Raw genomic sequence first — 22,271 nt, forward strand, 5'->3', positions numbered from 1 at the left:
GCCGTGGCTGACCCTCATCGGCCTGCGCCTGGTCTACGAGCGCAACGTCGGCTGGTGCGGGCCCGGGGGCCCCTGCGGCGGCTGAGCTGGTCCGTGCACTTACAACCCCGTCGAGAAGCTCTCACTGCGCGCCGCGAGCCGGTCGCGCATCCGGACGGCCTCGGCCAGCGGCAGCCCGACCACCCGGGTGTCCGCGGTGCTGGCGGCGGTGCGCACCTGCACGGTGGCGATGCCCAGGGCCTGTTCGAGGAGGTCGGCGGTGACGTCCACGACCTGCATCCGGCCGTAGGGGATGAGCACGAGCTGCCTCACGAACACCCCGTAGGTGAGGTAGAGCTCCTCGTCGGCCTCCGCGTAGCCCCACGACCGGCGGAAGAGTCCGGCCAGGACCCAGCCCGCGGCCAGGACCGCCGCGGCCAGCACCGCCCAGGCGGCGGCCCAGGGCCAGGAGGCCCGCACGGACAACAGCACGGCGCCCCCGCTCCCGGCGATCAGGCACAGCGCGCCCACCACGATCCGGCGGTACCAGGCCAGGGCGGGCGACACACGGCTCCAGGAGGCGTCCCCGGGCGGCGCGAACGCCTCTTCGAGCGGCCTGGAGGGCCCGGGCGGCGGTGTCGTGTCACTGGTCTCCACGGAGCCAGTCAACCATCCGGGGGCAAGCACCGGCAGACCGACGCGGCGCGCAGGCGAATTCGGACGAAAGACCCCGGGAAGTCAGAACCGGGCGCCGTCCTGCGGATCGTCGTCCTCCGGGACCCGGCAGGCGTGCTCCAGGTACAGGGCGGCGGCCAGCAGCAGCCCCGAAGACAGGGCCGTGCCCAGCGCGGTGAGGAACACCTCGCGGTGCACGGGCAGCACCAGCGTGTCCGACACCGACAGCGCCATCCCCGCGAAGAAGCCCAGCGCCAGGGACGCGAACAGCGCGCTGGCCTTGGCCAGGGCGACCAGGCGGGCCGCGCTGAGCGGCTGCATCGGCTCGGTTCCCGGCTCCCGCCGGATGCGCCTGCGGGTCCGCCGCGCCGTGTAGCCCTCGGTGACCGCGAGCAGCAGCAGGGTCGGGATCGCCGACCACGGCAGCAGCGGCAGCCCCGGCAGGGAGTTGGCGATCAGCACCCCCGCGAGGGCGCCGACCACCGCCAGCAGGGACGGCACCCGCCACCCGGTGGGGCGCATCCGCCCCTCCCCGTCCCGGGACATCAGGCCCGCCCCGGCAGACGCAACCGCAGGTCGTCGCGACGGCGCAGCCCCTGCTCGCCGCAGGCCTCCAGCAGATCGGCGACCGGTCCCCGGCCGGGCAGACGCGCCCCGGGGTCGGCGTCCAGCCAGGGCCGGAGCACGAACCCCCGCTCGTGGGCGCGCGGGTGGGGCAGGGTCAATTCCGGGTCGTCGTCGCGCACGTCCCCGAACGCGATGACGTCCACGTCCAGCGTGCGCGGCCCCCACCGGACCTCGCGGACGCGGTCGAAGGCGCGCTCGGCCGCGCGGGCGCGCTCCAGCAGGGAGCGGGGCGGGCCGTCGGTGTCCACGACCAGGACCGCGTTGAGGAAGGCGCCCTGTTCGGGGCCGCCCACCGGCTCGGTCTCGTAGACGGGGGACACCGCCACCGGGACGGGCGCGTCCGCGCCGCCCAGCAGCGTGTCCACGGCCCCCTGGAGGGTCGCCGCCCGGTCCCCGAGGTTGGAGCCCAGGGAGAGCACGGCGCGCCGCCTGGCGGGGTCCTGCGCGCCTCCCGGGTCCCGGGCGTCCCCGAGATCGCCGGGTTCGCGCCGCGTCCGGTCCCGGACCACGGTTACGGCCACGTCGGCGAACTCGTGCTCGATGGGCGCGGACGGCTTGTGCACCGTCACCTCCGCCCGCTCGACCAGCGGTTCGGCCAGGCACTCCCGGGCCAGCCGCTCGGCGAGCGTCTCGATCAGGTTGACCGGCTCCCCGGTCACGATCGCGACCAGCCGGTCGGCGAGCAGGCCGTAGTGGACGGTGTCGCCCACGTCGTCGGAGGCCGCCGCCGGGGCTGTGTCCAGGTACAGCACCGCGTCGACCACGAAGTCCTGGCCCTCCCGGCGCTCGAAGTCGAACACGCCGTGGTGGCCGCGGGCCCGCAGTCCGCGGAGGGCGACGCGATCGGGCATCAGGCCTCGACCTCTCCCTCGTCCTCGTCCTCCTCCATGAGCACGGGCGAGGCGTGGTGCGACCACAGCCGCCACCCCTGGTCGGTGTCCACGAACAGGTTGGTGGTCACCACCTGGCCGCCCGCGACGAAGCCGGGACTGTCCTCCTCTGCCGTCAGCACGTTCTCCTCGCACGTGACCATGGCGATGTCGCCGCCGACCCCGATGTGGGTCTCGGTGAGCACGTACTGGATGTAGGTGACGTTGGCCATGATCAGCGACCAGGCGCGCATGATCTCGGTGCGCCCGCGCAGCAGCGGCCAGCCGGGGTTCACGCACACCAGGTCGGGTGCCTCGTGCTCCTCCGCCCAGACACTGCGCATCAGGTCGATGTCGCCGTTCTCGATGGCGCTGTAGAACTGCGCGTTGGCCTCGGCCACGCGCTCCATGACCTCCTGGCGGGACTTCACAGGCTGCCCTCCAGCGGCTCGGCGCGTCCGTCGTCCAAACGGGCGCCGCCGTCGGACCAGGCGGCCGCCACGCGGACGGCGTCGGCGCTGGGACGGACGTCGTGCACCCGCACTGCCCACGCCCCCCTGTCCGCGGACAGGGTGGTGACGGCCGCGGTGGCGGCGTCGCACTCGGTGAAGGGGCGGTCCTCGCCCTTGGCGTCGCCGAGCAGGCGGCTCAGGAAGCGCTTGCGCGATCCGGCCACCAGCACGGGGCGCCCCAGTTCGTGGAAGCGCTCCAGCTCGTGCAGCAGCGCCCAGTTGTGCGCCTGCTCGGGGCGCTTGGAGAATCCCAACCCGGGGTCCAGAACGATCTGGCCGGGGTCGACACCTGCACTGATCATGGCCTCCATACGGTCGCGGAGCTCATCGAGGACCTCCTGGACGACATCCGTGTACACGGCACGGCTCTGCATGTCATGACTATGCCCACGCCAGTGCATCAGCACGTAGGCAACGCCGGAAGACGCCACGAGGCGGGCCATGGCCGGGTCGGCGAGCCCGCCGCTGACGTCGTTGACCAGAACGGCTCCGGCCTCCACGGCCTTCTCGGCGATCTCGGCGCGCATGGTGTCGACGCTGACGGCGACGCCCCGCGCGGAGAGCTCCCGCACGACCGGTTCGACCCTGCGCAGCTCCTCTGCGGCGGAGACGCGCTGCGCGCCGGGACGGGTGGACTCACCGCCCACGTCGACCAGGTCCGCGCCCTCCTCGACCAGGCGCAGCCCGTGTTCGATCGCCCTGTCGGGATCGAACCACTCGCCGCCGTCGGAGAAGGAGTCGGGGGTGACGTTCACGACCCCCATGACCAGGCACCGCCCGAGGTCGGGCAGGCCCGGAAGTGTGTGTTTCGGCCCCATAAGGATCACCCTACGCGTACGCCGGGAAACCGGAGGCGCGCGCCCGGGGCTTGTGCCCGACCGAGGAGGCGCGAAACCCTCCCCGGCGACCGAGGTCTCCGGGGAGGGTTCACGGGAAGGGCACCCGGGTTCTGCTCTTCGAGCCGGCCTCGACTCGCGGGGGTCGGACGGGGTTCCTGTCCTGCGGGCGCCCGAGCGCAAGAAGGGCCGCGCGCAGCGTCCGCTGGGGGCGGTGGCGGGCGACGGGCGGGGACGAAGCGGAGCGGAGGTCGCGGAAAACGCTGCCTAGCGCTGGCTCAGGATCAGGCTCATCGCCTCGGAGCGGGTCCGGTCGCTGCTGCGGAAGATCCCCCGCACCGCCGAGGTGACGGTCTTGGCCCCGGGCTTGCGCACCCCGCGCATGGTCATGCACAGGTGCTCGGCCTCGACCACGACGATCACCCCGCGCGGCTGGAGGAACTCCATGATCGCGTCCGACACCTGGCCGGTGAGCCGCTCCTGCACCTGCGGGCGGCGCGCGTACACGTCCACCAGGCGGGCGAGCTTGCTCAGGCCGGTGATGCGGCCGTCCGCGCCGGGGATGTAGCCCACGTGCGCCACCCCGTAGAACGGCACCAGGTGGTGCTCGCAGGTGGAGTAGAGCTCGATGTCCTTGACCAGGACCATCTCCTCGTGGTCGGCCTCGAACACGGTGGTGAGCACGTCCCCGGGCTTCTGCCCCAGCCCGGCGAACTGCTCCTCGTAGGCCCTGGCCACCCGTTCGGGCGTCTTGACCAGGCCGTCGCGGTCGGGGTCCTCACCGATGGCGAGCAGGATCTCGCGGACGGCGCGCTCGATGCGCAGACGGTCCACGGACCTGGGCGGCAGCTCCTCGGACGCGCTCACGACTCGTCCCCCTCGTTCTCGGCGGACGGGCCCGGGAGCTGTCCGTTGGCCGACGGGCCCGGGACCGCCTGGGGGTCCTGGACGTCCGTGGAGCCCCGCACCGCGTCGGCGCCCGGGACCTCGGCGCCGTTGAGCACGGACAGCTCCTTCTTGGAGCGCACGGGGGGCCGCTCCGAGGGCTGGCGCTTGCCGTAACCCGTGTAGGAGCCTCGGGAGGGGCGCTTGACCACCGGCGCGAAGATCTCCAGCACCTGGGCCTTGGACAGGGTCTCCTTCTCCAACAGCGCCACGACCAGGTCGTCCAGGACGTCCCGGTACTCGACGAGGACCTCGTAGGCCTCGTCGTGCGCGGACTCGATGAGGCGGCGCACCTCCTCGTCGATGATGGAGGCGATCTCCTCGGAGTACTCGCGGGCGTGCGACATCTCCCGGCCCAGGAAGGGCTCGGTGTTGCCGGAGCCGAACTTGCGGGCGCCCAGGCGCTCGCTCATGCCGTACTCGGTGACCATGTTGCGGGCGAGGTTGGTGGCCTTGTCGATGTCGTTGCCCGCGCCGGTGGTGGGCTCGTGGAAGACGAGCTCCTCCGCGGCGCGGCCGCCGAGCATCATCGCGAGCTGGTCCATCATCTGCGAGCGCGAGGTGAGGAACTTGTCCTCCGTGGGCACCGACATCGTGTAGCCCAGGGCCCGGCCGCGCGGCAGGATGGTGATCTTGTGCACCGGGTCGGAGTTGGGCAGCGCGTGGCCCACCAGGGCGTGGCCGCCCTCGTGGTAGGCGATGACCTTCTTCTCCCGGTCGGACATCACCCGGGTCTTGCGCTCGGGACCGGCCATGACCCGCTCGATCGCCTCCTCCAGGACGGCGTGGGTGATGACCTTCCGGTCGGCGCGGGCGGACAGCAGGGCGCCCTCGTTGATGACGTTGGCCAGGTCGGCGCCGGTCATCCCGGCGGTCTGGCGGGCGATGACGTTGAAGTCGACGTCGTCCGCCATGGGCTTGCCCTTGGCGTGGACCTTGAGGATGTCGCGGCGGCCGTCCATGTCCGGGCGGTCCACGACGACCTGCCGGTCGAAGCGGCCGGGGCGCAGCAGCGCCGGGTCGAGGATGTCGGGCCGGTTGGTGGCGGCGATGAGGATGACGCCGCCCTTGACGTCGAAGCCGTCCATCTCGACCAGCATCTGGTTGAGGGTCTGCTCGCGCTCGTCGTGCCCGCCGCCCATGCCGGCGCCGCGGTGGCGGCCGACGGCGTCGATCTCGTCGATGAAGATGATCGCGGGGGCGTTGGCCTTGGCCTGCTCGAACAGGTCGCGCACGCGGGAGGCGCCCACACCGACGAACATCTCGACGAAGTCCGAGCCGGAGATGGAGTAGAACGGGACCCCGGCCTCGCCTGCGACGGCGCGTGCCAGCAGGGTCTTACCGGTTCCGGGCGGGCCCATCAGGAGCACGCCCTTGGGGATCTTGGCACCCATCGCCTGGAACTTGGCCGGGTTCTGGAGGAACTCCTTGATCTCGTGGAGCTCCTCGATGGCCTCGTCGGCCCCGGCGACGTCGGTGAAGGTGTTCTTGGGCGTGTCCTTGGTGATGAGCTTGGCCTTGGACTTGCCGAAGTTCATCACGCGCGAGCCGCCGCCCTGCATCTGGCTGAAGATGAACCAGAAGATGACGATGATGATGACCAGCGGCAGCAGGCTGAACAGCGCGGTGGTCCACACCGGCGTGGTGGCGACCGAGACCTCGTAGGACTCCAGGTTGGAGCCCTCGCTGTCCAGGGAGGTCTGGAGCATCTCCGCGAGCTGGAGGCCCTGGCCCTCGACCCAGTACGCCTCGTAGATCTCGTCGTCCACGGTGGTCAGCACGATGCGCTGGTCGCGGTCGACGATCTCGGCGTTGTCCACCTCGTCCCGCTCGATGAGCTGGTGGACGGTCGAGATGTCGGTCTCGGTGGGCTGGGGGCCTCCGCCGACGTCGAACACGCGGAAGCCGATGATGAGCATGAGGCCGACGGCCAGGATCCAGATCCACGGACCGCGGAAAAAACGCTTCAGATTCATGTGAGCGGAACCCTGTCGGGTCCGTCCCTCCTGACCAGGCCGCCCCGCCCCAGAGGAGTTTCCGAAGCAGGACCTATCGGACACGTGGTTCCCCGGAACATCGCCGGGATATTCGACGGTACACCTCGCCCCCGAGGACGGGCACGCCCGCACGGATCGACCGGACGGGAACCGTCATGAAAGCAACGACGACACCCCACCGCGTTGTTCCCGTGGCACCCCCCACAGGCTCCGCACGGGTCCGGTGCGAGCCCGTACGGAGTCCGCGGCGGGCCGGGCGCCCCGGGGTCGTGTTCCTCGGATCACTTCGGTGCCGCCCGCCGCCCTCAACGGGGGGTCTTGGGCTCCGGTGCTTCCGCGGGCGCCGGGCCGCCCCTCGCCGCGCCGGTTTCCGCCCGCGGAGCCGACCGGGCCGACCCGCGCGAACCGTCTCGCGGGAGGCGGCCCGGACGGCCGCCCGCGTCACCGGCCTCTCAGGTCAGCACACCTAGTCCTCGTAGACGTGCGGGGCGAGGGTGCCGATGAAGGGCAGGTTGCGGTACTTCTCGGCGTAGTCGAGGCCGTAGCCGACGATGAACTCGTTGGGCAGGTCGAAGCCGACGTACTCCACGTGCAGGTCCACGTCGAAGGCCAGCGGCTTGCGGACCATGGTGCAGACCTCCACCGAGCGGGGCCCGCGCGACTTCAGGTTGCCGATCAGCCACGACAGGGTCAGACCGGAGTCGATGACGTCCTCGACGATGAGGACGTCGCGGTCCTTGATGTCGGTCTCCAGGTCCTTGAGGATGCGGACCACCCCGGAGGAGGTGGTTCCAGCCCCGTAGGAGGAGACCGCCATCCAGTCCATGGAGACCGGGGTGCGCAGCACCCGGGCGAGGTCCGCCATCACCATCACCGCGCCCTTGAGCACACCGACGATGAGCAGGTCCCTGCCCGCGTAGTCGGCGTCGATGCGCGCGCCGATCTCCTCCAGGCGGGTCTTGATCTCTTCCTCGGTGACCAGGACCTTCTCCAGGTCCCGGCCCATGTCTTTGGCGTCCACGCTGATGTCCTCGCTGCTGGGTTCCCCGTTTGCGGCAACCAGGATAAACGTGTCGAACGCGGCGGCGGAGCCGGACCGGACCGCCCTCCCCCTGCGGCGGCGCGCCGCGGAGGGCGGACACGCCGGGCACGGCAGGACCTCAGACCTCGAAACGGACACGGCCCTCGGCACGGCGGCCCCGGACGCCCCCGGGCAGGTCGATGTGGGCCTGGCCACGCCACTCGGTGACCAGCCGGTCCAGTTCGCGCACGTGCCGGGCGGTCAGCGCGCCGGCCGGACAGCCCGCGGCGAGCGCTGCGCGTCGCAGCACCCGGGTGCGCAGGGACTCGGGCGCCCGCTCCAGCGGTGCCACCGCCAGCACGGGCCCGACCGGGCGCGCGTCCCGCCCGTCCCCGTCACCCGGGCCGGACGCCTCCTCGAACAGGCCGTCGGAGAGCAGGTCCAGGGTGTCGGCGTCCGCGCGCAGCATGCCCGCGGTGCGGGCGAGCGCGGCGGCGATCCCCGGGCCCAGCGCGCGCTCCAGGGCGGGCAGCGCCTCGTGGCGCACCCGCGACCGGGCGAAGCGGGGGTCGAGGTTGTGCGGGTCCTCCCACGCGTCCAGGCCCATCCGGGCACAGGCCTCGCGCACGGTGGCCCGGTCCAGGTCCAGCAGGGGGCGCAGATGGTGGCCGGCGCGCGGCGCCATGCCCGCCAGCGAGCGGGCCCCGGAGCCGCGGGCCAGGCCGAGCAGGACCGTCTCGGCCTGGTCGTCGAGGGTGTGGCCGAGCAGCACAGCGGCGGGGGCGCGGTCGGCGACCGCGCCGTCCAGCGCCTCGTAGCGGGCGCGCCGGGCCGACGCCTCGGGCCCGCCCGGTCCGGACACCCGCACCGTCCGGACAAGGACGGGATCGAGTCCGAGCCCGGCCAGGACCTTGGCCACGTCCTCGGCGCGCCGGTCCGAGCCCTCCTGGAGCCCGTGGTCGACGGTCACCGCCCCAGCGGCCCGGCCGACGCGGGGGGCCTCGAAGGCCACCGCGCCCGCCAGCGCCAGGGAGTCGGCGCCGCCGCTGCACGCCACGAGCGCCGTGGCGTCGGCGGGAAGGTCGCGCAGCACCCGCCGGACCGCCGAGCGCACGGCGGCGACGGCGGGGTGCGGACCGCTCACTCGCTGACGGCGGCCGGGCGCACGACCCGGTCCACCCAGGCGGTGGGGTTGCGGATCTCCGCCAGGGTGGGCAGGGTCTCGGGCGAGGTCCACACCCGGTTGAACTCGGTCATGCCGACCTCGCCCACCACGGCGCGGACGAAGGCGGCGCCCTCCTCGTACTGGCGCATCTTCATGTCCATGCCCAGCAACTGGCGCATGATCCGGTCGATCGGGTTGGCGGACTCGCGGCGCTTCTGGAAGCGGGCGCGGATGGTCGCGACGCTGGGCACCACCTCGGGGCCGACGGCGTCCATGACGAAGTCGCCGTGTCCCTCGGCCAGACTCATGACCGCGGTGACCCGGTCCATGATCTCGCTCTGCTCAGGGCTCTGGATGGCGGTGATGAGATTGCTCTCGCCCCCGCCCCGGACGGCGTCGGCGACGGCCTCGCCCGCGGCGCGCAGCCTGCCGATGAGGTCGCCCGCGTTCATCTCCGAAGACAGGAGCAGCTCCTGCATGAGCTCCTGGACGTGGCCGCGCAGCCACGGCGTGGCCGTGAACTGCATGCGGTGGGTCTCCTCGTGCAGGCACACCCACAGGCGGAAGTCCCGGGGGTCGACGTCCATCTCGCGTTCGGCGTTGACGATGTTGGGCGCCACCAGAGTCAGACGGCCGGTGGGCAGGGTGCCGTCGGGGTCCGGCGGCAGGAAGAGCTCGTACTGGCCGAGGACCTTCCCCGCCAGGTAGGAGAGCACCGCTCCGAGCTGCACCCCGGTGATACGGGAGCCGACCGCGCTGGTCAGGTTCCCGGCCGGGCTGTTGTTGAGCCGGTCGGCGCCCATCTGTTGGAGTACGGGTTCGATGACCACTCGGAACCCGTCGACGTTGGCTCGGATCCAGCCGGGGCGGTCCACGATGACCGCGGGGCCCGCTGGTTCGAGGGGGTTCATGCCGGTGAATTCGCGCACGTGTCCGGCCGCCACGGTGGAGAGCTCCCGCAACTGCGCGACGGCCTGCCGCGCGTCGGGAAGGTCCACCTGCGGGCCCGGTCGCACGAGGCGGACACCGGTGTTCACGGCTACGTCCCAGTCGATCACAGTCACACCGCCAGCCTACCCGCGAGGCGCGGGACGGCACGGGGATCAGGGCGGGAATTCCGGGTACCGCCCGGGATGACCCTGAGGACTGCCGGTTTCCCCGGTTCCTCCTGTCACCGGGCGGTTCCGCGCCGCCGCCGGGCCGCGCGTACGGGGGCGCGCTCGCGTGGTGAGCCGGTCAGGAGCAGCCGCACTGGCTGAGGGCGGCGGCCAAGGGGTCCAGCCGGGGGCCGACGGCAGCGGGATGGTTGGCCATGAAGGCGAACAGGAACACGTTGCCCTCCTGGTCGTGGATGGTCCCGGCCAGGGTGCTCACCCCGTTCAGGGTGCCGGTCTTGCCGCGCACCAGCCCCGCGCCCTCGCGGGCCGTGGAGTGGACCGAGTAGCGGCCCCCGCTGGCCAGGGTGCCCGTGGAGTTGGCCGTCGGCAGCCCGGTGACCGCGGCGTTGAGGTCTGGGCGGTCACCGCTCGCGGCCAGCCGCAGCAGCTCCACCAGGGCCCGGGACGTGATCCTGTTCTCTGTGCTCAGGCCGCTGTTGTCCGACAGTCGGACGCCCTCCACGCCCAGGCTCTCCATCACCCGGTGTGTGGCCGCCGCGGCGCCGTCGAAGGAGGGCTCCCGGCCCAGGCCGATCGCGGTGACCCTCCCCAGCGCCTCGGCCATGTTGTTGTCGCTGGCCAGCATCATGTGCTCGACCAGGGCCGACATCGGGGGCGAGTCGACGCTGGCGACGGGCTCCCCGGAGGCCCGCTCCTCGGTGGGGGAGCCCTCGACCGTGATCCCCGCCTCCTCCAACTGTTCGGCGAAGGCCTCGGCCGCGGACAGGGGCGGGTCCGGCACGCGCGACCCGTAGCCGCTGGCCTCGGTGGAGAACCTCCCGGAGTCGATCATCAGCGCGTGCACCGTGGCGGTGCTGCCCTCGGTGACGTAGTTGGGCTTCCAGCCGGGACCGGTGTCCGGACCGGTGAACAGCGAGTCGTCGTAGCCGAGGGAGACCGTGTCGACATCCTCCGCGCCCAGGGCCCGCGCCGTGCGCTCGGCCAGCTCATCCAGGGTCGCTACCTGCGGGTAAGCTGCGGAGTCGGCGGTCGTGGTCAGGGTGACGTCGCCCTCTCCGCGCAGCACAACGCGGTCCTGTCCGGGGACCAGGTAGGCCTCGGTGCTCAGCACGTGGTCGGGTCCGACGGTGTCCAGTACGGCCACGGCCGTGGCGATCTTCGTGGTCGAGGCCGGGGTGACGGGGGCGTCCGGGCCCAGCTCGAAGAGCGTCTCACCGGTGGCGGCGTCCACGACGAAACCGGAGAGGCCCTCCTCGATCCCGGAATCCGACATGGGATCATCGAGGATGTCCGCGATCCGTTCCGGGTCCGCCGGAGTCGAGGCCGCGGGTTGCGCCGCCGCCACGCCCTCGGCGTCCGTGACCGGGTTGGGCGCCGCGGGAAGGGGACGCGCCCCGATCACGTCGAGGGCGACAAACCCGGCGATCAGCACGAATATGTTGAGCAGGGCCAGCGCGAGGAGCGCCTCGCCTCGTACCCGTCGCACTCGGGGGCACCTGCCCTTCCTTCGGTGTAGCGGCCTGACGTTGTAGTTATACGGCGACATTAGTCGCATTGGGAGCCGAGATCAGCATGGAATTCGACGTTACGATCGAGATCCCCAAGGGGGAGCGCAACAAGTACGAGGTGGACCACGAGACCGGTCGTATCCGTCTCGACCGCATGCTGTTCACCTCCACGACCTACCCCGCCGACTACGGGTTCGTCGAGGGGACCCTCGGCGAGGACGGCGACCCCCTGGACGCCCTCGTCCTGCTCAAGGCCCCGACGTTCCCGGGCTGCCTGATCCGGGCCCGCGCCATCGGCATGTTCCGCATGCGCGACGAAGCGGGAGGCGACGACAAGCTGCTCTGCGTCCCCGCGACGGACCCGCGCCAGGAGCACCTGCGTGACATTCACCACGTGAACGAGTTCGAGCGCCTGGAGATCGAGCACTTCTTCACGGTCTACAAGGACCTGGAGCCGGGCAAGTCCGTGGAGGGCGCCACCTGGGTCGGCCGCCACGAGGCCGAGCAGGAGATCGTGGCCTCGGTCAAGCGCGCCGAGGAGGCGGGCGTGCACGGCGACGCCTCGCACATCTCCGAGGTCAAGGAAAGCTAGTCGGCTCCCGAGCACACGTGTCACGGTGTCGCCGCGACGGCCCGGCGGAGGACTCCCCGCCGGGCCGCGCCGTGTCCGGGCGGCGCCCTCAGCGCTGGCTGCGCGAGGCGACCGCCCCGGGGCCAGGGAAGGGCTCGTGCGCGGAGTCCGTGGTGAGCACGTAGCCCGCCAGCACGATCAGCAGCAGTGCGCACAGCAGCGCCAGGGCTACGGGCAGCAGGGAGGCCATGCCTCGGGTCATCAGCGGGTCGCCCGGCGCTTTGGGGAAGCCCTCCCGGTCGAAGCGGTCGGCGCGCACGGCCACGTGCGTGCGGTAACCGTCGAGTTCGGGGCCGACCATGCCGTTGAGCACGCGTGTCGGGACCAGCGCGGTGTTCTCCGGCAGCCCCAGCTCGTCCGGGGCTCCGGCCCGCGGACCGCCGGCCCGGTGGCGGGTGCACTCGGCCTCGGCCAGCGCGTGCAGCCACTCCCCCAGCCGGTCGGCGTCGGCGAGGCGCCCGATGTGCGCGCGGGCGACGATCAGCGTGTCCCTGAGCACCACGTGCGCGGCGTCGCGGTCGCGCAGGACCAGGATGCAGCGCCGGTACAGCTCCGCCCCGTACGCGTCGAGAAGCCTGGCGTAGGCGTCCTCCGGCGGAGTACGGCCGGAGCGCAGGGTGTGGAGAAGATCCCGGTCCGTCATAGACCAAGAATCTACGCCGCGCGCGGCACGGTGCTCACCGCTTTGTCGAAAGAGCGTCCGGCGGCGCGGCGCGGGCGGGCCCCGGGGCCGCGCGGGCGGCTCAGCCCCCCTCCGGAGGTCGGCGCGGGTCCGCGCCCCGCGGGGAGCCCGGCGGCGGCGCGGCCGGTCCTGCGGCGCGGGCGCGCAGCCACAGCAGCACGAAGGTGAGCGCGGTCAGGACGGCGACGAGCAGGGCCTCCCCCGGTCCGAGGAAGCCGAGCGCCATCACCCAGGCGGCCGCGACGACCAGCGCGCGCACCAGGACGCGCGCCCACAGTCCCGGCGCCTCGGTGCTCAACTGCGCCTTCCGGGGACGGATGCCATAACGGCCGCTCCTGTCACTACGGCTGGGGAATGGAGCCTTTTCCGGCGGTGGCCGCACACCGTACTCGGGTTCCACATGTCACCACCACGGAGCGCCGCCCGCAACACGCCCCGCGAACGCCGGGGTGAGGAGGACGACACGCGCGGCCGCAGCACCGCCGCTTGACTCCTCCCGGCCTTTGCTGGTCTCCTTGCAAGCATGTATCCGCGCACGCGCACCGACGCCATGGCTCGTACGGCCCCCGGGGCCTCCTGCCACCTGGCCCGTGCGGCGTGTCCGTGTTGTCGTCGCTGAGTCGTCGCCGAGGCGTCCTCGTACGCCGCCGACCGACCGCGTGCCCCTCCGCGCACCCCAGTCCATCGTGGACGCCGGGCGCTGGGCACCTCCCAGCAGGGTGATCTCCGTCTCCGCGTGAACCCGCGGGGACGTTCCCCCTGCCGCCCCGGCGCACCGGGGCTTCCAGACGACATCCGCGCGCTCCCGTTCCCGGGGCGCGCACACGTGAAGGATCCTCTCACGATGCCCCAGCGCACTCTCTCCGGCACTGCCGTACTCCCCGCTCCCCACAACGTCGCCGCACCGGCCGCCGCCGCACCGGCCCCGTCGTCCGCTCCCGCCCCCAGGAGCGCGTCCGTCTCCCCGGAGGGGATCGGCGACGTGGTGGACGCCGGACGCCGCTCCGGCTACGCCCACCTGGGCGGGCGCAGCATGCCGACCCTCGGCCGCCTGGTGGCCGCCGCCCGGGGCGCCGCCGCCTCCCTGAGCGGGACCGCGCTGCGGCCGTCCCGGCGGGGACGCTGGCAGCCCGCCCCGCGCGCGGCCCGGCGCCGGGCGGGCGGCAGGCTCCGCGTGACCGCGGTGGCCCTCGAACCCGACGGCTTCGTGTCCGGACCCGCCCCTCACCCGTCCCGACGGCACGGCATGGAGGTGCTGTACCTGGTCAGCGGGCGCGCCCACCTGATCGCCTCCGCCGCGGACGGGCAGGTGCGCTCGGCGTCGGAGCTGTCCGCCGGCCGGGCCCGGGTCGTGGGCTCGGCCGGGGGCGGCGGCCACCACCTCGTGAACACCGGCGACGAGGTGGCCGTGGTGGTCCGGGTGACCGCCTGAACGGGCGCACGGGCACACGACCTCAATCACCGCCGCCCCGGTCGGCCGCCGACGCGCGCAGGGCGGCGTCGACCGCCTCGACCGATCTGAGGACGGCGGCCATGCGCTGTCCCTCCGCGAGGTAGGCGTTCATGACCTGCTCGAGGGCGTGCGGCGGCATGTGGTCGCGCAGGTCGACCCGGGCGGTCCGGTAGCCCTCCCGGGCGGCCTCCAGCGCCGAGGAGACGTACTGGTGGGCCAGCCGGGAAAGGGCGACCGGATGGCGCCGCAGGACGCCGTGCAACCGGTAGTCGGCGGGCACGTGGTCGAACAGCCACACCAGGGCCGTCTGCTCGAAGGAGTCCGCCCCGGGCGGGTGGACGCTCGCGGGCCAGTCCGGCGTCAGCGACTGATCGGGCATGCCTCCGATCATACCCTTTGTTCGAAAACCCGTTCGACGCTACCAGGGGTCAGTCCACGGCCCCGGAGGATCCGGGCGTCCCGCCATCGGCGGACTCGCGTCTTTCCATCTCCACGCGGATGGCCTGCTCCGCGGCGTCCACGGCGGCACGCGCGGTGATGGCGTTCGTGTGCGCCCGGTCCAGCTCATCCAAGAGGATGCAGTCGAAGGAGACGCGGGCGTCGTGGATGGTTGCTTCGAGTTGACGTGATGCCTCTTCCAGACTCATGCCCCTCTTCCTTCCCCGGAAGTCGGCACTTGCACATCAAGGGCCCCAGGCGTCTCCAGCCGTAGTGCGCGCGGCACGCTCCCCGGGCGGACTGTCCCCGCACCGTTCTACGATGTTCACGAATCGCCGCTGTTCACGGCGGTGGCGACCGTCCGGCCGAGAGGATCCCATGCGCAACCGCTATCCCGGGACATGCACCGACTGCCAGTCCTCCGTCGGCGCCGGAGAGGGTGTCGTCGTCAAGGAGGGCGGCCGGTGGCGCACCTACTGCGCGGAGCACGAGCCGCGCCCCACCCCTCCCGTCCGGGGCGTCCACCCGGGCTGGCACACCACTCCCCTGCTGGGGTTCGACACCGAGACCTCCTCCCGCGACCCCGAAACGGCCTTCCTCGTATCGGCCGCGCTGGTGGACCGCGAGGGCAAGGCCCGCACCTGGCTGGTGGACCCGGGCCCCCGCGAGATCCCGGCGGACGCCGTCGCCGTCCACGGCATCAGCACGGAGCGGGCCCGGGCCGAGGGCCGTCCCGCCGGGGAGTGCCTGGAGGAGATCGGCCAGGCACTGGACGACCAGCTCTCCTCCGGCCAGGGGCTGGTGGTCTTCAACGCCCCCTACGACCTGCGGGTGCTCTCCGGGGAGATGCGGCGGTACGGGCTCACGACCCTCTCCGAACGCCTGAGCGGCCCCCCGGCGCCCGTGGTGGACCCGCTGGTGATCGACCGGGGCGTGGAGCCCTACCGCAGGGGCAAGCGCAACCTGGGCGCGATGTGCGAGTACTACGGCGTGGAGCTCACCGACGCCCACACCGCGACCGCCGACGCCTCGGCGGCGCTGGCCCTGGCCGAGGAGATCGGCGCCAGGCACCCCGAACTCGCCGCCGTCAGCCTGGCCGAGCTGCACCAGCGCCAGGTCGACTGGTCCCTGGCCTTCGCCCGCAACCGCCAGGAGTGGCTGGACCGCAGCAAACCCGGCCACGGAACCGTGGTGGACGGCGCCTGGCCCTGACGGGCCGGTCCGCGTGTGCGGTCGGGCGCGGAAGCGGGTAGGTCCCGAAGCGACGCGATCTTGGGGGACGACATGGTCTACTTCATCCTGGTGCTGCTGGCGGTATGGCTCATCCTCGCCATCCTGGGCATGGTCATCAAGGGCCTGCTCTGGCTCGCCGTCATCGGCGCCGTCCTGTTCGTGGCCACCGCGGTGTGGGGCTGGTTCCAGAACAGGCAGCGCGTCTGAGGGCCCCGCGGGGCCGGGCCGGACGACGGCGCGGCCCCGCGGGAGGCCCCCGGGCCCGTCCGGGCGGTCGCGGAGGGGCCGGCGCCATGTGCGGCCTGTCCGCCGCACAGACCGCTGGTCACCCGATCGGCCGCCAACGCGAAACGCCACCCCGGTCCGGGGTGGCGTTTCGGCTGGAGCCGCCTGTCGGAATCGAACCGACGACCTATTCATTACGAGTGAATCGCTCTGCCGACTGAGCTAAGGCGGCGCGCCGCCGCGTGTCCCACGCGGCGATGCGGTCACCATTCTAGCGCCTCGCAGGAGCGCCGGGTACACGCCCTCCGAACGCCTCGTCTCAGTCGGCACCGCCCCCGCGCCTCCCTCCGAGCCACCAGGACCGGGCCGCCCAGCCGCCGGCCGCGAGGCCCACGGCTATCACCCCCGCCGTCATGACCCACTCGTTGGACCCCTCCGGCCCGTACACCCGGCTGGTCGCGCCGATGTCGATCGCCTCGGTCGGTTCCCCTACCGGGCAGGTCTCCCTGTCGCGCCCGTAGAGGTAGACGTCGGAGCGCTCGGGTCCGTCCGTGTCGGGGACGTAGGAGCCGTAGCACGTGCACGACTCGTGGCCGGGGTGCTGCACGCAGTCCAGGCGGGAGGCGGTGAAGGTCCCGGGGGACCCTTCGGCACGGGCCGCCCGGATACTCCGGTCGAGGTTGGAAAGCCCCGTGAGGACCACGAGGACGGCGAGCGCGAGCAGTACCAGGGCGAAGGCACCGCCCTCGCGCCGCCGTCCCGCGCTCACGCCCGCACCCGTTCCGGTTCGTCGGCGCACCGGCAGTTCATCGCCTCGCGCTCCCGGTCGTTGGGACGCGCGTGCAGGTACATCGCGAGGGCCATGGGGATGAAGACGACGGTGTTGTAGAAGAGGTGCAGCTCCACCCGGGGGATCAGCATCTGGACGAGGCTGATCGGGGCCTCGTTCCCGGCGATGTTGACTCCGATCATGGCCTGGACGAGGAGCAGCAGGTGCTCGAAGTGGTGCCAGACCTGGAGGAGCAGGGACACCGACCACCAGACTCGCGCCCTGCCCACGAAGCCCGGGAGCAGGAGGAGCAGTCCGATCAGCATGATCAGTGCGTAGCCGTAGTGCATCCACTCGGACGTGACGAGCCAGGGGAAGGGCATGCCGAGAAGGCCGCGTGCCTCCGGTACCGGCCAGTCCATCACGTAGATCTGGACGGCCTGGACGATGTGCTCGGCCCAGTGCGCGAGCACGATCACCAGGAAGATGCGCATACACAGCCGGTGGCGCCCGGTGTTCGCCACCTCGACGCACATGCGGTAGTAGTCGGTGAGGCGTCCGCCTCGCGCCGGGGGTACGCCTTCCCGTGTCGAAGACATCCTCTCTCCTTTGTTCGGGAACTCGTGGTGGTCTCAGCGGTCCGCGACCCGCCTCGCGTCGGGCGCCGCGGGCGCGGCGGAGGACGGGCCCGCCCCGGTGAACCAGGGGGCGCAGACCAGTACCAGGCCGCGTAGCGCGCAGGTGATGACGAGGGCGAAGAAGAGGCCGAAGACGACGTGCGCGCTGACCAGCACCCCGTACACCACGGCGACGGTCAGGCCGAAGACCATCTGGTTGCGCGGCTTCGAGGGCGTCGTGCCCGGGTCGGTGATCATGTAGTTGGTGAAGAGGATGAAGGCCACTCCCGTCAGCGGCATCAGCGCCGCCAGGAGCATGTGGTCGAGGACGAGCCAGCGCAGGACGGCCTGGAGGACGAATCCGCCCACCCAGCCGAGGATCAGGGGCCAGCGCTTGGTCAGGTTGACGTTGAGCATGGTCCCGGCCATGAGGATCCCGAGGGGGATCAGCCAGTCCACGGTGCCGAAGGTGTTGTTGGTGAAGTGGTAGGGCGGCGCGATCCCGACCCAGGGAAAGAGGAGCAGGGTCACCGCGATGCCCAGGTTGGAGGGGTTGAGGAAGTGCCTCCTACGGCCCCCGACCCGGATACGGAAGACGTACTTGCTGCTCACGGCGATGGACACCGCGAACAGGTAGGGCCAAAGGGACGCGTTGCCCCACAGGAGCATGGCGCACGCCAGTCCAGCGATGTGGGTGGGCAGCAGGTAGTCGACCATCGCCCCGGCCCCGCCCGTGTACTGGGGGCGGCGCCCGGCGGCGCGCGCGTCCAGCGTCTCCAGGGCCAGGTCGAGCACGTACCCGAACAGCACCGCGGCGATGGGGGTGACGGGTGACTGTTCGAAGCCCAGGAGGAAGTGGCCGACGATGGTGAACACCGTGATGGAGGTGGCGAACATGCGCAGCGCCTTCACCCGCCTGTCCATCGGGGGCTTGGCTGCGGGTCCGGGCGGGGCGGTCGTGCCCGTCCCCTCTTCCGCGGCGCCGGCGTGCCGCTCTTCGCCGGGTCTGGTAACGGTCATCGGACAACCGCCGTTCCGTCGTCGTCGAGAAGGATGGTGTGGGTCCCGGGACCGACCCGCAGTCGCGCGGTGTGCTCCGCGCCCGTTCCGTCCCTCCAGGAGACGGTGACCGGCATCCCGTCCTGCGGCGCCGCGAGATGGACGGTGTCGGCCGACACCCCGACGTGGCCGTTGGCCGGGTAGAGCTCGCGGACCTGCGCCGGGAGCGCCTCGGAGTCCTCCGTCCTGACGGAGGCGCCGACCGCCGGGGTGAGCGCCCCGTCGCCGGACGCCCCCGGGCGCACCAGGCGCAGCACGGTGCTCGGTGCGGGGTCGGGCGCGGTGTTCAGCAGCAGGCGCGAGTCCTCCCACTGGTTGGCGACCAGCACGTCCAGGAGTCCGTCGCCGTTGACGTCGCCGAAGGCGAAGGCCCTCGTGACGTCGTACTCGGCGATCCCCACCGCGTCGGCGAGGTCGTCGTAGCGTCCGTCCTCGCCGCGCACCCAGAAGGGGTTGGTCTCGTGCCCTGACAGGTCGTCGCCCTCGGCGAAGCCCGGCCAGACCTGCGGGTACTTGAGCAACTGGTCGTTGCCCATGGCGATCTCCTGGAGCTCGGGCCAGCGCGTGTCCTCGCCCTTGAGGAAGCCCGTGGCCTGGAACAGCTCGTCGGTGCCGTCGTTGTCGAAGTCGCCCGCCTTGACGTCCCACGACCATCCGCTCCGCGCCAGCCCCAACTGCTCGCTGTCCTCCTCGAAGGGCACCTCTCCCTCCAGGAGGTCGGAGCCCTCCCCGTCCGGAACGAAGGCGAAGTTGCTCTCGTGGAGTGCGTAGGGGCTGGTGATGTTGCTGACGACCACCGTCGGCAGCTCCGAGCCGTCCACGTAGGTGAAGGCGACGCCCATGCCCTTGAAGGACCCGTTGCCCAGGACCTGGGACTTGGGCGTGACCATGTCGCGGTCGCCCCTGACCAGCTCCAGACTGACCTCGCCGGGGGTGGAGCGGTTGACCAGGAGGCTGTCGTTACCGAAGTCGTTGCCCAGGTAGATGTCGGGGACCCCGTTCCCGGACAGGTCCTGGAAGCCGATCGCCAGCGTCCAGGCGGTGGCGGCCTGTTCCGGGAGCGCCGTGCTCGCGTCGGTCACCGAGGGCGGCGTATCCGCCTCTCCCGTCGGCTCCGTGAGCAGGAGCCGGTTGTGTCCGGCGTTGGTGGCCAGACCCATGCTCTGCTGCATCTCCATACGGGTCTCGTCGTCCGCCTCCGGGTCAAGGACACGGGCGCCGTCGGGGAAGTAGTTGCCGATGAGGAGGTCGAGGCTGCCGGACCCGTCCAGGTCGGCGACGTTCAGAGCGGTCGTGTTCCAGACCTGCATCGGCTCCACGAGCTCGTGTGCGGTGAAGTCCTCCGCCGCGGGAACGGCCCCGGGCCCCGCCGTGTTCGTGAACAGGACCGGGGAACGGCCCCAGTAGTAGACGATGACGTCCAGGTCGCCGTCCTCGTCCATGTCGGCGGGGACGCAGCCCATCGGCGCCATCGTGTGGTCGTAGGGCAGGCCGTCCGGGAGCAGCTCGACGACCGGGTAGTCGGCCTCGCCGCTTCCCGGGGAGTTGCGCAGGGTGACGCTGTCGTCCCTGGGATCGACCAGGCAGGCGTCCGCGGATTTACCGAGGCCGCGCAGGTCGAGGAGTGCTCCGCCGGCACCGACCGAGGAGATCCATCCCACGAAGTGTTCCAGGTCGGGCGCCACTTCTCTCTCGTGGCGGGCGCCGTCGGGTTCGGAGTTGAGGGCGAGCGCCTCGAAGGCGAAGGGCGCGGCCCGCTCGACCTCCTCGGACTCACTGGCGGAGGGCCGGACGGTGAGGATGCCGAGGGCACCCACCATCGCCGTGACCAGCGCCAGCGTCGCCACACGGTACATCAGCCGCATCTGGACTCCCTGGGGCAGGTGGTGTCGCCACCCGTCGGTTTCGGAACGCTATTCAGGTTCTCCGGCGAACGCCCGCAAATCCATATCCATTCTTGCCCTTTGCTTCATGCGCTCTTTCCAGGCGAGCAATCCAGAGGACGATCCCCCGGACCGCACATGGTGCGATGTTCTCGTTCCCCTGACGCACACGTGCGGAAAGGAACGCTCCGGGCTCGTTCGATCCAAAGGAGAAGGGAGGGGTATTCGTGGCGGACACGGAATCCCCCACCGAGGAAGAGATCATCCAGAAAATCAGGAAGACAGAGGAACTCCTCCGCGGAAGGGTGGACTGGTCGGAGGAGAACCGGAGGCTTCACGAGGACTCCGTCGAGGCCCTCGCCGAGGCCGGGGTGTTCCGCATGCGCGTGGCCGCCCGCCACGGCGGCTACGAGTCCGGTGCGCGCGCCATGGTGTCCGTGGCCTCGGCACTGGCCCGTGTGGACGGTGCCCTGGCGTGGACGGCCTCGGTGTACTGGATCCCGACCTGGATGGCGGGGCTCTTCCCGGAGAGCGTCCAACGCGAGGTCTTCTCCACCCCGGACGTCCGTGTGTGCGGAACCCTGAGTCCCACCGCCACAGCCGTTCCCGCCGAAGGCGGGATCGTGGTCAACGGTCGGTGGGGGTTCATCAGCGGTGCCCTGCACAGCCACTGGCAAGAGATCATCGCAGTCCGAACGGCGCCGAACCGGGAGCCGGAGCCGGTCATCGCTCTGGTCCCCGTCTCTGAGCTCACGACAATCGACGACTGGCACACCTCCGGTCTGCGCGGAACCGGGAGCGTCAGCACGGAGGCGCGTGACCTCTTCGTTCCGTCAGAGCGGGTACTGCCCCTGGGGAACGTGCTGAACGGCCTGTCCGCGGAGCCCTCGGATTCGATGATCCACCGCAACCCGCTGCTCCCGGTGGCCTGCGCCTCGTCCGTTGGAACGGCGGTCGGCCTGGCCGAGGCAGCCATGGAGACGTTCCTCTCCGCCCTGCCGGGCCGAAAGATCACGTACACGGACTACGCGCACCAGGCCGAGGCCCCCCTGACCCACCACCAGGTGGCGCGCGCCTCGAACAAGGTCGACCAAGCGCGCTTCCACGCTCACCGGCTGGCATCGCAGGTGGACGCCAAGGCCTCGGAGGGCGCCCCCTGGTCCCTGGAGGAGCGGGCCCGGGCCCGGGCCGACCTGGGAGCCGCCTGCCGACTCGCCGGAGAGGCCGTGGACGTCCTCGCCGAGGCGAGCGGCGGGTCCTCGGTCTATCTGGACAGGCCAATCCAGCGCATCGCACGCGATATCCGGGCGCTCAACCTGCACGCCCTCATGCACCCCGACACCAACGCCGAACTGTACGGGCGCGTCCTGTGCGGCCAGGAGCCCAACACCCTCTACCTCTAGGAGCGAGGAGCACCATGAGCACAGCGGACAAGACCAGGGCCGGCGGCCTCTCCGAAGCTGACAAGGCCGCGGTGGCGGCCCTGCCCCAGCGCATCGTGAGGGCGTGGGCCGAACACGACGCCGAGGCCTTCGCCGAGGTCTTCACGCCCGACGGGACGATGATCCTGCCCGGGGTCTACCAGAAGGGCCGGGAGTCGATCGCAGGGTTCATGCGGGCCGCGTTCACCGGCCCGTACAAGGGCACACGCGTGACCGGTACCCCGCTGGACATGCGGGTCCTGGGAGAGGACGTCGCGATCGTCGTGACCGAGGGCGGAGTGGTAACCGCCGACGAGGAGGACGTCTCCGCGTCCCAGGCCATCCGCGCGACATGGGTCGCCGTGCGGGGGGAGGACGGGTGGCTGCTGGCCGCCTACCAGAACAGCCCGCGTGAGCGTTCCTGATCCGAGAACGCGGACGGGGCCCGACAGCGCTGTCGGGCCCCGTCCGGTCTCGTTCTCACCCCGCGTCGAAGGAGGCTTTCCCCCTCGCGAAGCGGGCCTCGGCCAGGGCCCTACCGGCGATGGTCGGAAGGAAGACACCGACGCCCGTGTGGCGGTGCAGGCTGGACATGTCCCGCCACACGG

General features: G+C 71.7%; 25 protein-coding genes, 1 tRNA gene and 1 pseudogene. 6 read left to right on the forward strand and 21 right to left on the reverse strand.

Annotation, left to right across the window (positions count from 1 at the left end; all coding sequences use genetic code 11):
- Positions 1-99 precede the first annotated feature (99 nt).
- The 12 genes and pseudogenes from ABD54_RS17075 to dacB all read right to left on the reverse strand — a co-directional run bounded on the left by ABD54_RS17075 (position 100) and on the right by dacB (position 11,230).
- Positions 100-546, reverse strand: a complete 447-nt coding sequence (locus ABD54_RS17075) for a PH domain-containing protein (RefSeq protein WP_047870498.1) — start codon at positions 544-546, stop codon at positions 100-102.
- A 171-nt stretch (positions 547-717) separates the two neighbouring features.
- Entirely contained in the window at positions 718-1,200 is a 483-nt protein-coding gene (locus ABD54_RS17080; RefSeq protein WP_047870499.1) for a DUF3180 domain-containing protein, read from the reverse strand.
- Positions 1,200-1,700, reverse strand: a complete 501-nt coding sequence (folK, locus tag ABD54_RS29070; RefSeq protein ID WP_235432095.1) for a 2-amino-4-hydroxy-6-hydroxymethyldihydropteridine diphosphokinase — start codon at positions 1,698-1,700, stop codon at positions 1,200-1,202. Before folK ends, ABD54_RS17080 begins: the two co-directional genes overlap by 1 nt.
- A gap of 75 nt (positions 1,701-1,775) precedes the next feature.
- Positions 1,776-2,132: pseudogene (gene folB, locus ABD54_RS29075) on the reverse strand (dihydroneopterin aldolase); the annotation flags it as partial.
- Positions 2,132-2,581, reverse strand: coding sequence for a nuclear transport factor 2 family protein (locus ABD54_RS17090; protein ID WP_047870501.1), 450 nt, complete (start codon positions 2,579-2,581; stop codon positions 2,132-2,134). The pseudogene folB and the gene ABD54_RS17090, both read right to left, overlap by 1 nt.
- Positions 2,578-3,480 (reverse strand): dihydropteroate synthase, encoded by a 903-nt coding sequence (folP, locus tag ABD54_RS17095; RefSeq protein ID WP_235432093.1) that lies wholly within the window; start codon positions 3,478-3,480, stop codon positions 2,578-2,580. Before folP ends, ABD54_RS17090 begins: the two co-directional genes overlap by 4 nt.
- A gap of 285 nt (positions 3,481-3,765) precedes the next feature.
- Positions 3,766-4,365 (reverse strand): GTP cyclohydrolase I FolE, encoded by a 600-nt coding sequence (gene folE, locus ABD54_RS17100; protein WP_047870502.1) that lies wholly within the window; start codon positions 4,363-4,365, stop codon positions 3,766-3,768.
- Entirely contained in the window at positions 4,362-6,419 is a 2,058-nt protein-coding gene (gene ftsH / locus ABD54_RS17105) for an ATP-dependent zinc metalloprotease FtsH (protein WP_047870503.1), read from the reverse strand. Before ftsH ends, folE begins: the two co-directional genes overlap by 4 nt.
- 487 nt (positions 6,420-6,906) lie before the next feature.
- Positions 6,907-7,461, reverse strand: coding sequence for a hypoxanthine phosphoribosyltransferase (hpt, locus tag ABD54_RS17110; protein ID WP_200904128.1), 555 nt, complete (start codon positions 7,459-7,461; stop codon positions 6,907-6,909).
- Between the two features lie 139 nt (positions 7,462-7,600).
- Positions 7,601-8,605, reverse strand: coding sequence for a tRNA lysidine(34) synthetase TilS (gene tilS, locus ABD54_RS17115; RefSeq protein ID WP_047870504.1), 1,005 nt, complete (start codon positions 8,603-8,605; stop codon positions 7,601-7,603).
- Positions 8,602-9,684: a zinc-dependent metalloprotease gene (locus tag ABD54_RS17120; protein WP_047870505.1), complete on the reverse strand. Its 1,083-nt coding sequence runs from the start codon at positions 9,682-9,684 to the stop codon at positions 8,602-8,604. The genes tilS and ABD54_RS17120 overlap by 4 nt, the downstream gene beginning before the upstream one ends.
- A 178-nt stretch (positions 9,685-9,862) precedes the next feature.
- The gene (dacB, locus tag ABD54_RS17125; protein ID WP_047870506.1) at positions 9,863-11,230 is read right to left on the reverse strand and encodes a D-alanyl-D-alanine carboxypeptidase/D-alanyl-D-alanine-endopeptidase; all 1,368 of its coding nucleotides are present in this window, start codon (positions 11,228-11,230) and stop codon (positions 9,863-9,865) included.
- 86 nt (positions 11,231-11,316) lie between these two features.
- Between dacB and ABD54_RS17130 the strand changes: the two genes are divergently transcribed.
- Complete coding sequence (locus ABD54_RS17130) at positions 11,317-11,844, forward strand: inorganic diphosphatase (protein WP_013155954.1); 528 nt, start codon at positions 11,317-11,319, stop codon at positions 11,842-11,844.
- An 88-nt stretch (positions 11,845-11,932) separates the two neighbouring features.
- Here ABD54_RS17130 and ABD54_RS17135 read toward each other — a convergent pair whose 3' ends face one another.
- Together ABD54_RS17135 and ABD54_RS17140 are read right to left on the reverse strand one after the other, a co-directional pair.
- On the reverse strand, positions 11,933-12,526 hold the full coding sequence (locus ABD54_RS17135) for an RNA polymerase sigma factor (protein WP_047870507.1): 594 nt from the start codon (positions 12,524-12,526) through the stop codon (positions 11,933-11,935).
- Positions 12,527-12,626: 100 nt separating this feature from the next.
- A complete protein-coding gene (locus tag ABD54_RS17140) occupies positions 12,627-12,863 on the reverse strand; it encodes a hypothetical protein (RefSeq protein ID WP_047870508.1) in 237 nt (78 codons plus the stop codon).
- Between the two features lie 546 nt (positions 12,864-13,409).
- On the opposite strand from ABD54_RS17140, the gene ABD54_RS17145 reads away from it, so the two are divergent.
- Positions 13,410-13,997 (forward strand): hypothetical protein, encoded by a 588-nt coding sequence (locus ABD54_RS17145; protein WP_053063605.1) that lies wholly within the window; start codon positions 13,410-13,412, stop codon positions 13,995-13,997.
- Between the two features lie 22 nt (positions 13,998-14,019).
- Here ABD54_RS17145 and ABD54_RS17150 read toward each other — a convergent pair whose 3' ends face one another.
- Both ABD54_RS17150 and ABD54_RS17155 read right to left on the reverse strand, forming a co-directional pair.
- On the reverse strand, positions 14,020-14,409 hold the full coding sequence (locus ABD54_RS17150; protein WP_200904129.1) for a hypothetical protein: 390 nt from the start codon (positions 14,407-14,409) through the stop codon (positions 14,020-14,022).
- A gap of 37 nt (positions 14,410-14,446) precedes the next feature.
- On the reverse strand, positions 14,447-14,665 hold the full coding sequence (locus ABD54_RS17155) for a hypothetical protein (protein ID WP_047870510.1): 219 nt from the start codon (positions 14,663-14,665) through the stop codon (positions 14,447-14,449).
- 169 nt (positions 14,666-14,834) lie between these two features.
- Between ABD54_RS17155 and ABD54_RS17160 the strand changes: the two genes are divergently transcribed.
- Together ABD54_RS17160 and ABD54_RS28340 are read left to right on the forward strand one after the other, a co-directional pair.
- Entirely contained in the window at positions 14,835-15,668 is an 834-nt protein-coding gene (locus tag ABD54_RS17160) for an exonuclease domain-containing protein (RefSeq protein WP_047870511.1), read from the forward strand.
- A gap of 72 nt (positions 15,669-15,740) precedes the next feature.
- Entirely contained in the window at positions 15,741-15,896 is a 156-nt protein-coding gene (locus ABD54_RS28340; protein ID WP_026338560.1) for a hypothetical protein, read from the forward strand.
- A 174-nt stretch (positions 15,897-16,070) separates the two neighbouring features.
- On the opposite strand, the gene ABD54_RS17170 is transcribed toward ABD54_RS28340, so the two are convergent.
- The 5 genes from ABD54_RS17170 to ABD54_RS17190 all read right to left on the reverse strand — a co-directional run bounded on the left by ABD54_RS17170 (position 16,071) and on the right by ABD54_RS17190 (position 20,224).
- Positions 16,071-16,146 (reverse strand) — tRNA-Thr (locus ABD54_RS17170).
- An 87-nt stretch (positions 16,147-16,233) separates the two neighbouring features.
- A complete protein-coding gene (locus tag ABD54_RS17175) occupies positions 16,234-16,683 on the reverse strand; it encodes a hypothetical protein (RefSeq protein WP_047870512.1) in 450 nt (149 codons plus the stop codon).
- Positions 16,680-17,282: a hypothetical protein gene (locus ABD54_RS17180; protein ID WP_235432094.1), complete on the reverse strand. Its 603-nt coding sequence runs from the start codon at positions 17,280-17,282 to the stop codon at positions 16,680-16,682. Before ABD54_RS17180 ends, ABD54_RS17175 begins: the two co-directional genes overlap by 4 nt.
- Before the next feature lie 33 nt (positions 17,283-17,315).
- Positions 17,316-18,224, reverse strand: coding sequence for an RnfABCDGE type electron transport complex subunit D (locus ABD54_RS17185; protein WP_047870513.1), 909 nt, complete (start codon positions 18,222-18,224; stop codon positions 17,316-17,318).
- Between the two features lie 92 nt (positions 18,225-18,316).
- Positions 18,317-20,224, reverse strand: a complete 1,908-nt coding sequence (locus tag ABD54_RS17190; protein WP_047870514.1) for a VCBS repeat-containing protein — start codon at positions 20,222-20,224, stop codon at positions 18,317-18,319.
- 245 nt (positions 20,225-20,469) lie between these two features.
- Here ABD54_RS17190 and ABD54_RS17195 point away from each other — a divergent pair, with 245 nt between their 5' ends.
- Together ABD54_RS17195 and ABD54_RS17200 are read left to right on the forward strand one after the other, a co-directional pair.
- Positions 20,470-21,645 (forward strand): acyl-CoA dehydrogenase family protein, encoded by a 1,176-nt coding sequence (locus ABD54_RS17195; RefSeq protein ID WP_047870515.1) that lies wholly within the window; start codon positions 20,470-20,472, stop codon positions 21,643-21,645.
- Between the two features lie 14 nt (positions 21,646-21,659).
- The gene (locus ABD54_RS17200; protein ID WP_047870516.1) at positions 21,660-22,088 is read left to right on the forward strand and encodes an SgcJ/EcaC family oxidoreductase; all 429 of its coding nucleotides are present in this window, start codon (positions 21,660-21,662) and stop codon (positions 22,086-22,088) included.
- The last annotated feature ends 183 nt before the right edge of the window (positions 22,089-22,271 follow it).

It is taken from the genome of Nocardiopsis sp. RV163 (assembly GCF_001029525.1).
Lineage (GTDB): Bacteria > Actinomycetota > Actinomycetes > Streptosporangiales > Streptosporangiaceae > Nocardiopsis > Nocardiopsis dassonvillei.

What these genes read in the sequence shown, in the direction of transcription:
- ABD54_RS17080 (WP_047870499.1), bottom strand. Translation starts at nt 1,200, where the DNA reads ATGTCCCGGGACGGGGAGGGGCGGATGCGCCCCACCGGGTGGCGGGTG.
- folP (WP_235432093.1), bottom strand. Translation starts at nt 3,480, where the DNA reads ATGGGGCCGAAACACACACTTCCGGGCCTGCCCGACCTCGGGCGGTGC.
- ftsH (WP_047870503.1), bottom strand. Translation starts at nt 6,419, where the DNA reads ATGAATCTGAAGCGTTTTTTCCGCGGTCCGTGGATCTGGATCCTGGCC.
- ABD54_RS17130 (WP_013155954.1), top strand. Translation starts at nt 11,317, where the DNA reads ATGGAATTCGACGTTACGATCGAGATCCCCAAGGGGGAGCGCAACAAG.
- ABD54_RS17135 (WP_047870507.1), bottom strand. Translation starts at nt 12,526, where the DNA reads ATGACGGACCGGGATCTTCTCCACACCCTGCGCTCCGGCCGTACTCCG.
- ABD54_RS17145 (WP_053063605.1), top strand. Translation starts at nt 13,410, where the DNA reads ATGCCCCAGCGCACTCTCTCCGGCACTGCCGTACTCCCCGCTCCCCAC.
- ABD54_RS17150 (WP_200904129.1), bottom strand. Translation starts at nt 14,409, where the DNA reads ATGATCGGAGGCATGCCCGATCAGTCGCTGACGCCGGACTGGCCCGCG.
- ABD54_RS17155 (WP_047870510.1), bottom strand. Translation starts at nt 14,665, where the DNA reads ATGAGTCTGGAAGAGGCATCACGTCAACTCGAAGCAACCATCCACGAC.
- ABD54_RS17160 (WP_047870511.1), top strand. Translation starts at nt 14,835, where the DNA reads ATGCGCAACCGCTATCCCGGGACATGCACCGACTGCCAGTCCTCCGTC.
- ABD54_RS28340 (WP_026338560.1), top strand. Translation starts at nt 15,741, where the DNA reads ATGGTCTACTTCATCCTGGTGCTGCTGGCGGTATGGCTCATCCTCGCC.
- ABD54_RS17180 (WP_235432094.1), bottom strand. Translation starts at nt 17,282, where the DNA reads ATGTCTTCGACACGGGAAGGCGTACCCCCGGCGCGAGGCGGACGCCTC.
- ABD54_RS17185 (WP_047870513.1), bottom strand. Translation starts at nt 18,224, where the DNA reads ATGGACAGGCGGGTGAAGGCGCTGCGCATGTTCGCCACCTCCATCACG.
- ABD54_RS17190 (WP_047870514.1), bottom strand. Translation starts at nt 20,224, where the DNA reads ATGCGGCTGATGTACCGTGTGGCGACGCTGGCGCTGGTCACGGCGATG.
- ABD54_RS17200 (WP_047870516.1), top strand. Translation starts at nt 21,660, where the DNA reads ATGAGCACAGCGGACAAGACCAGGGCCGGCGGCCTCTCCGAAGCTGAC.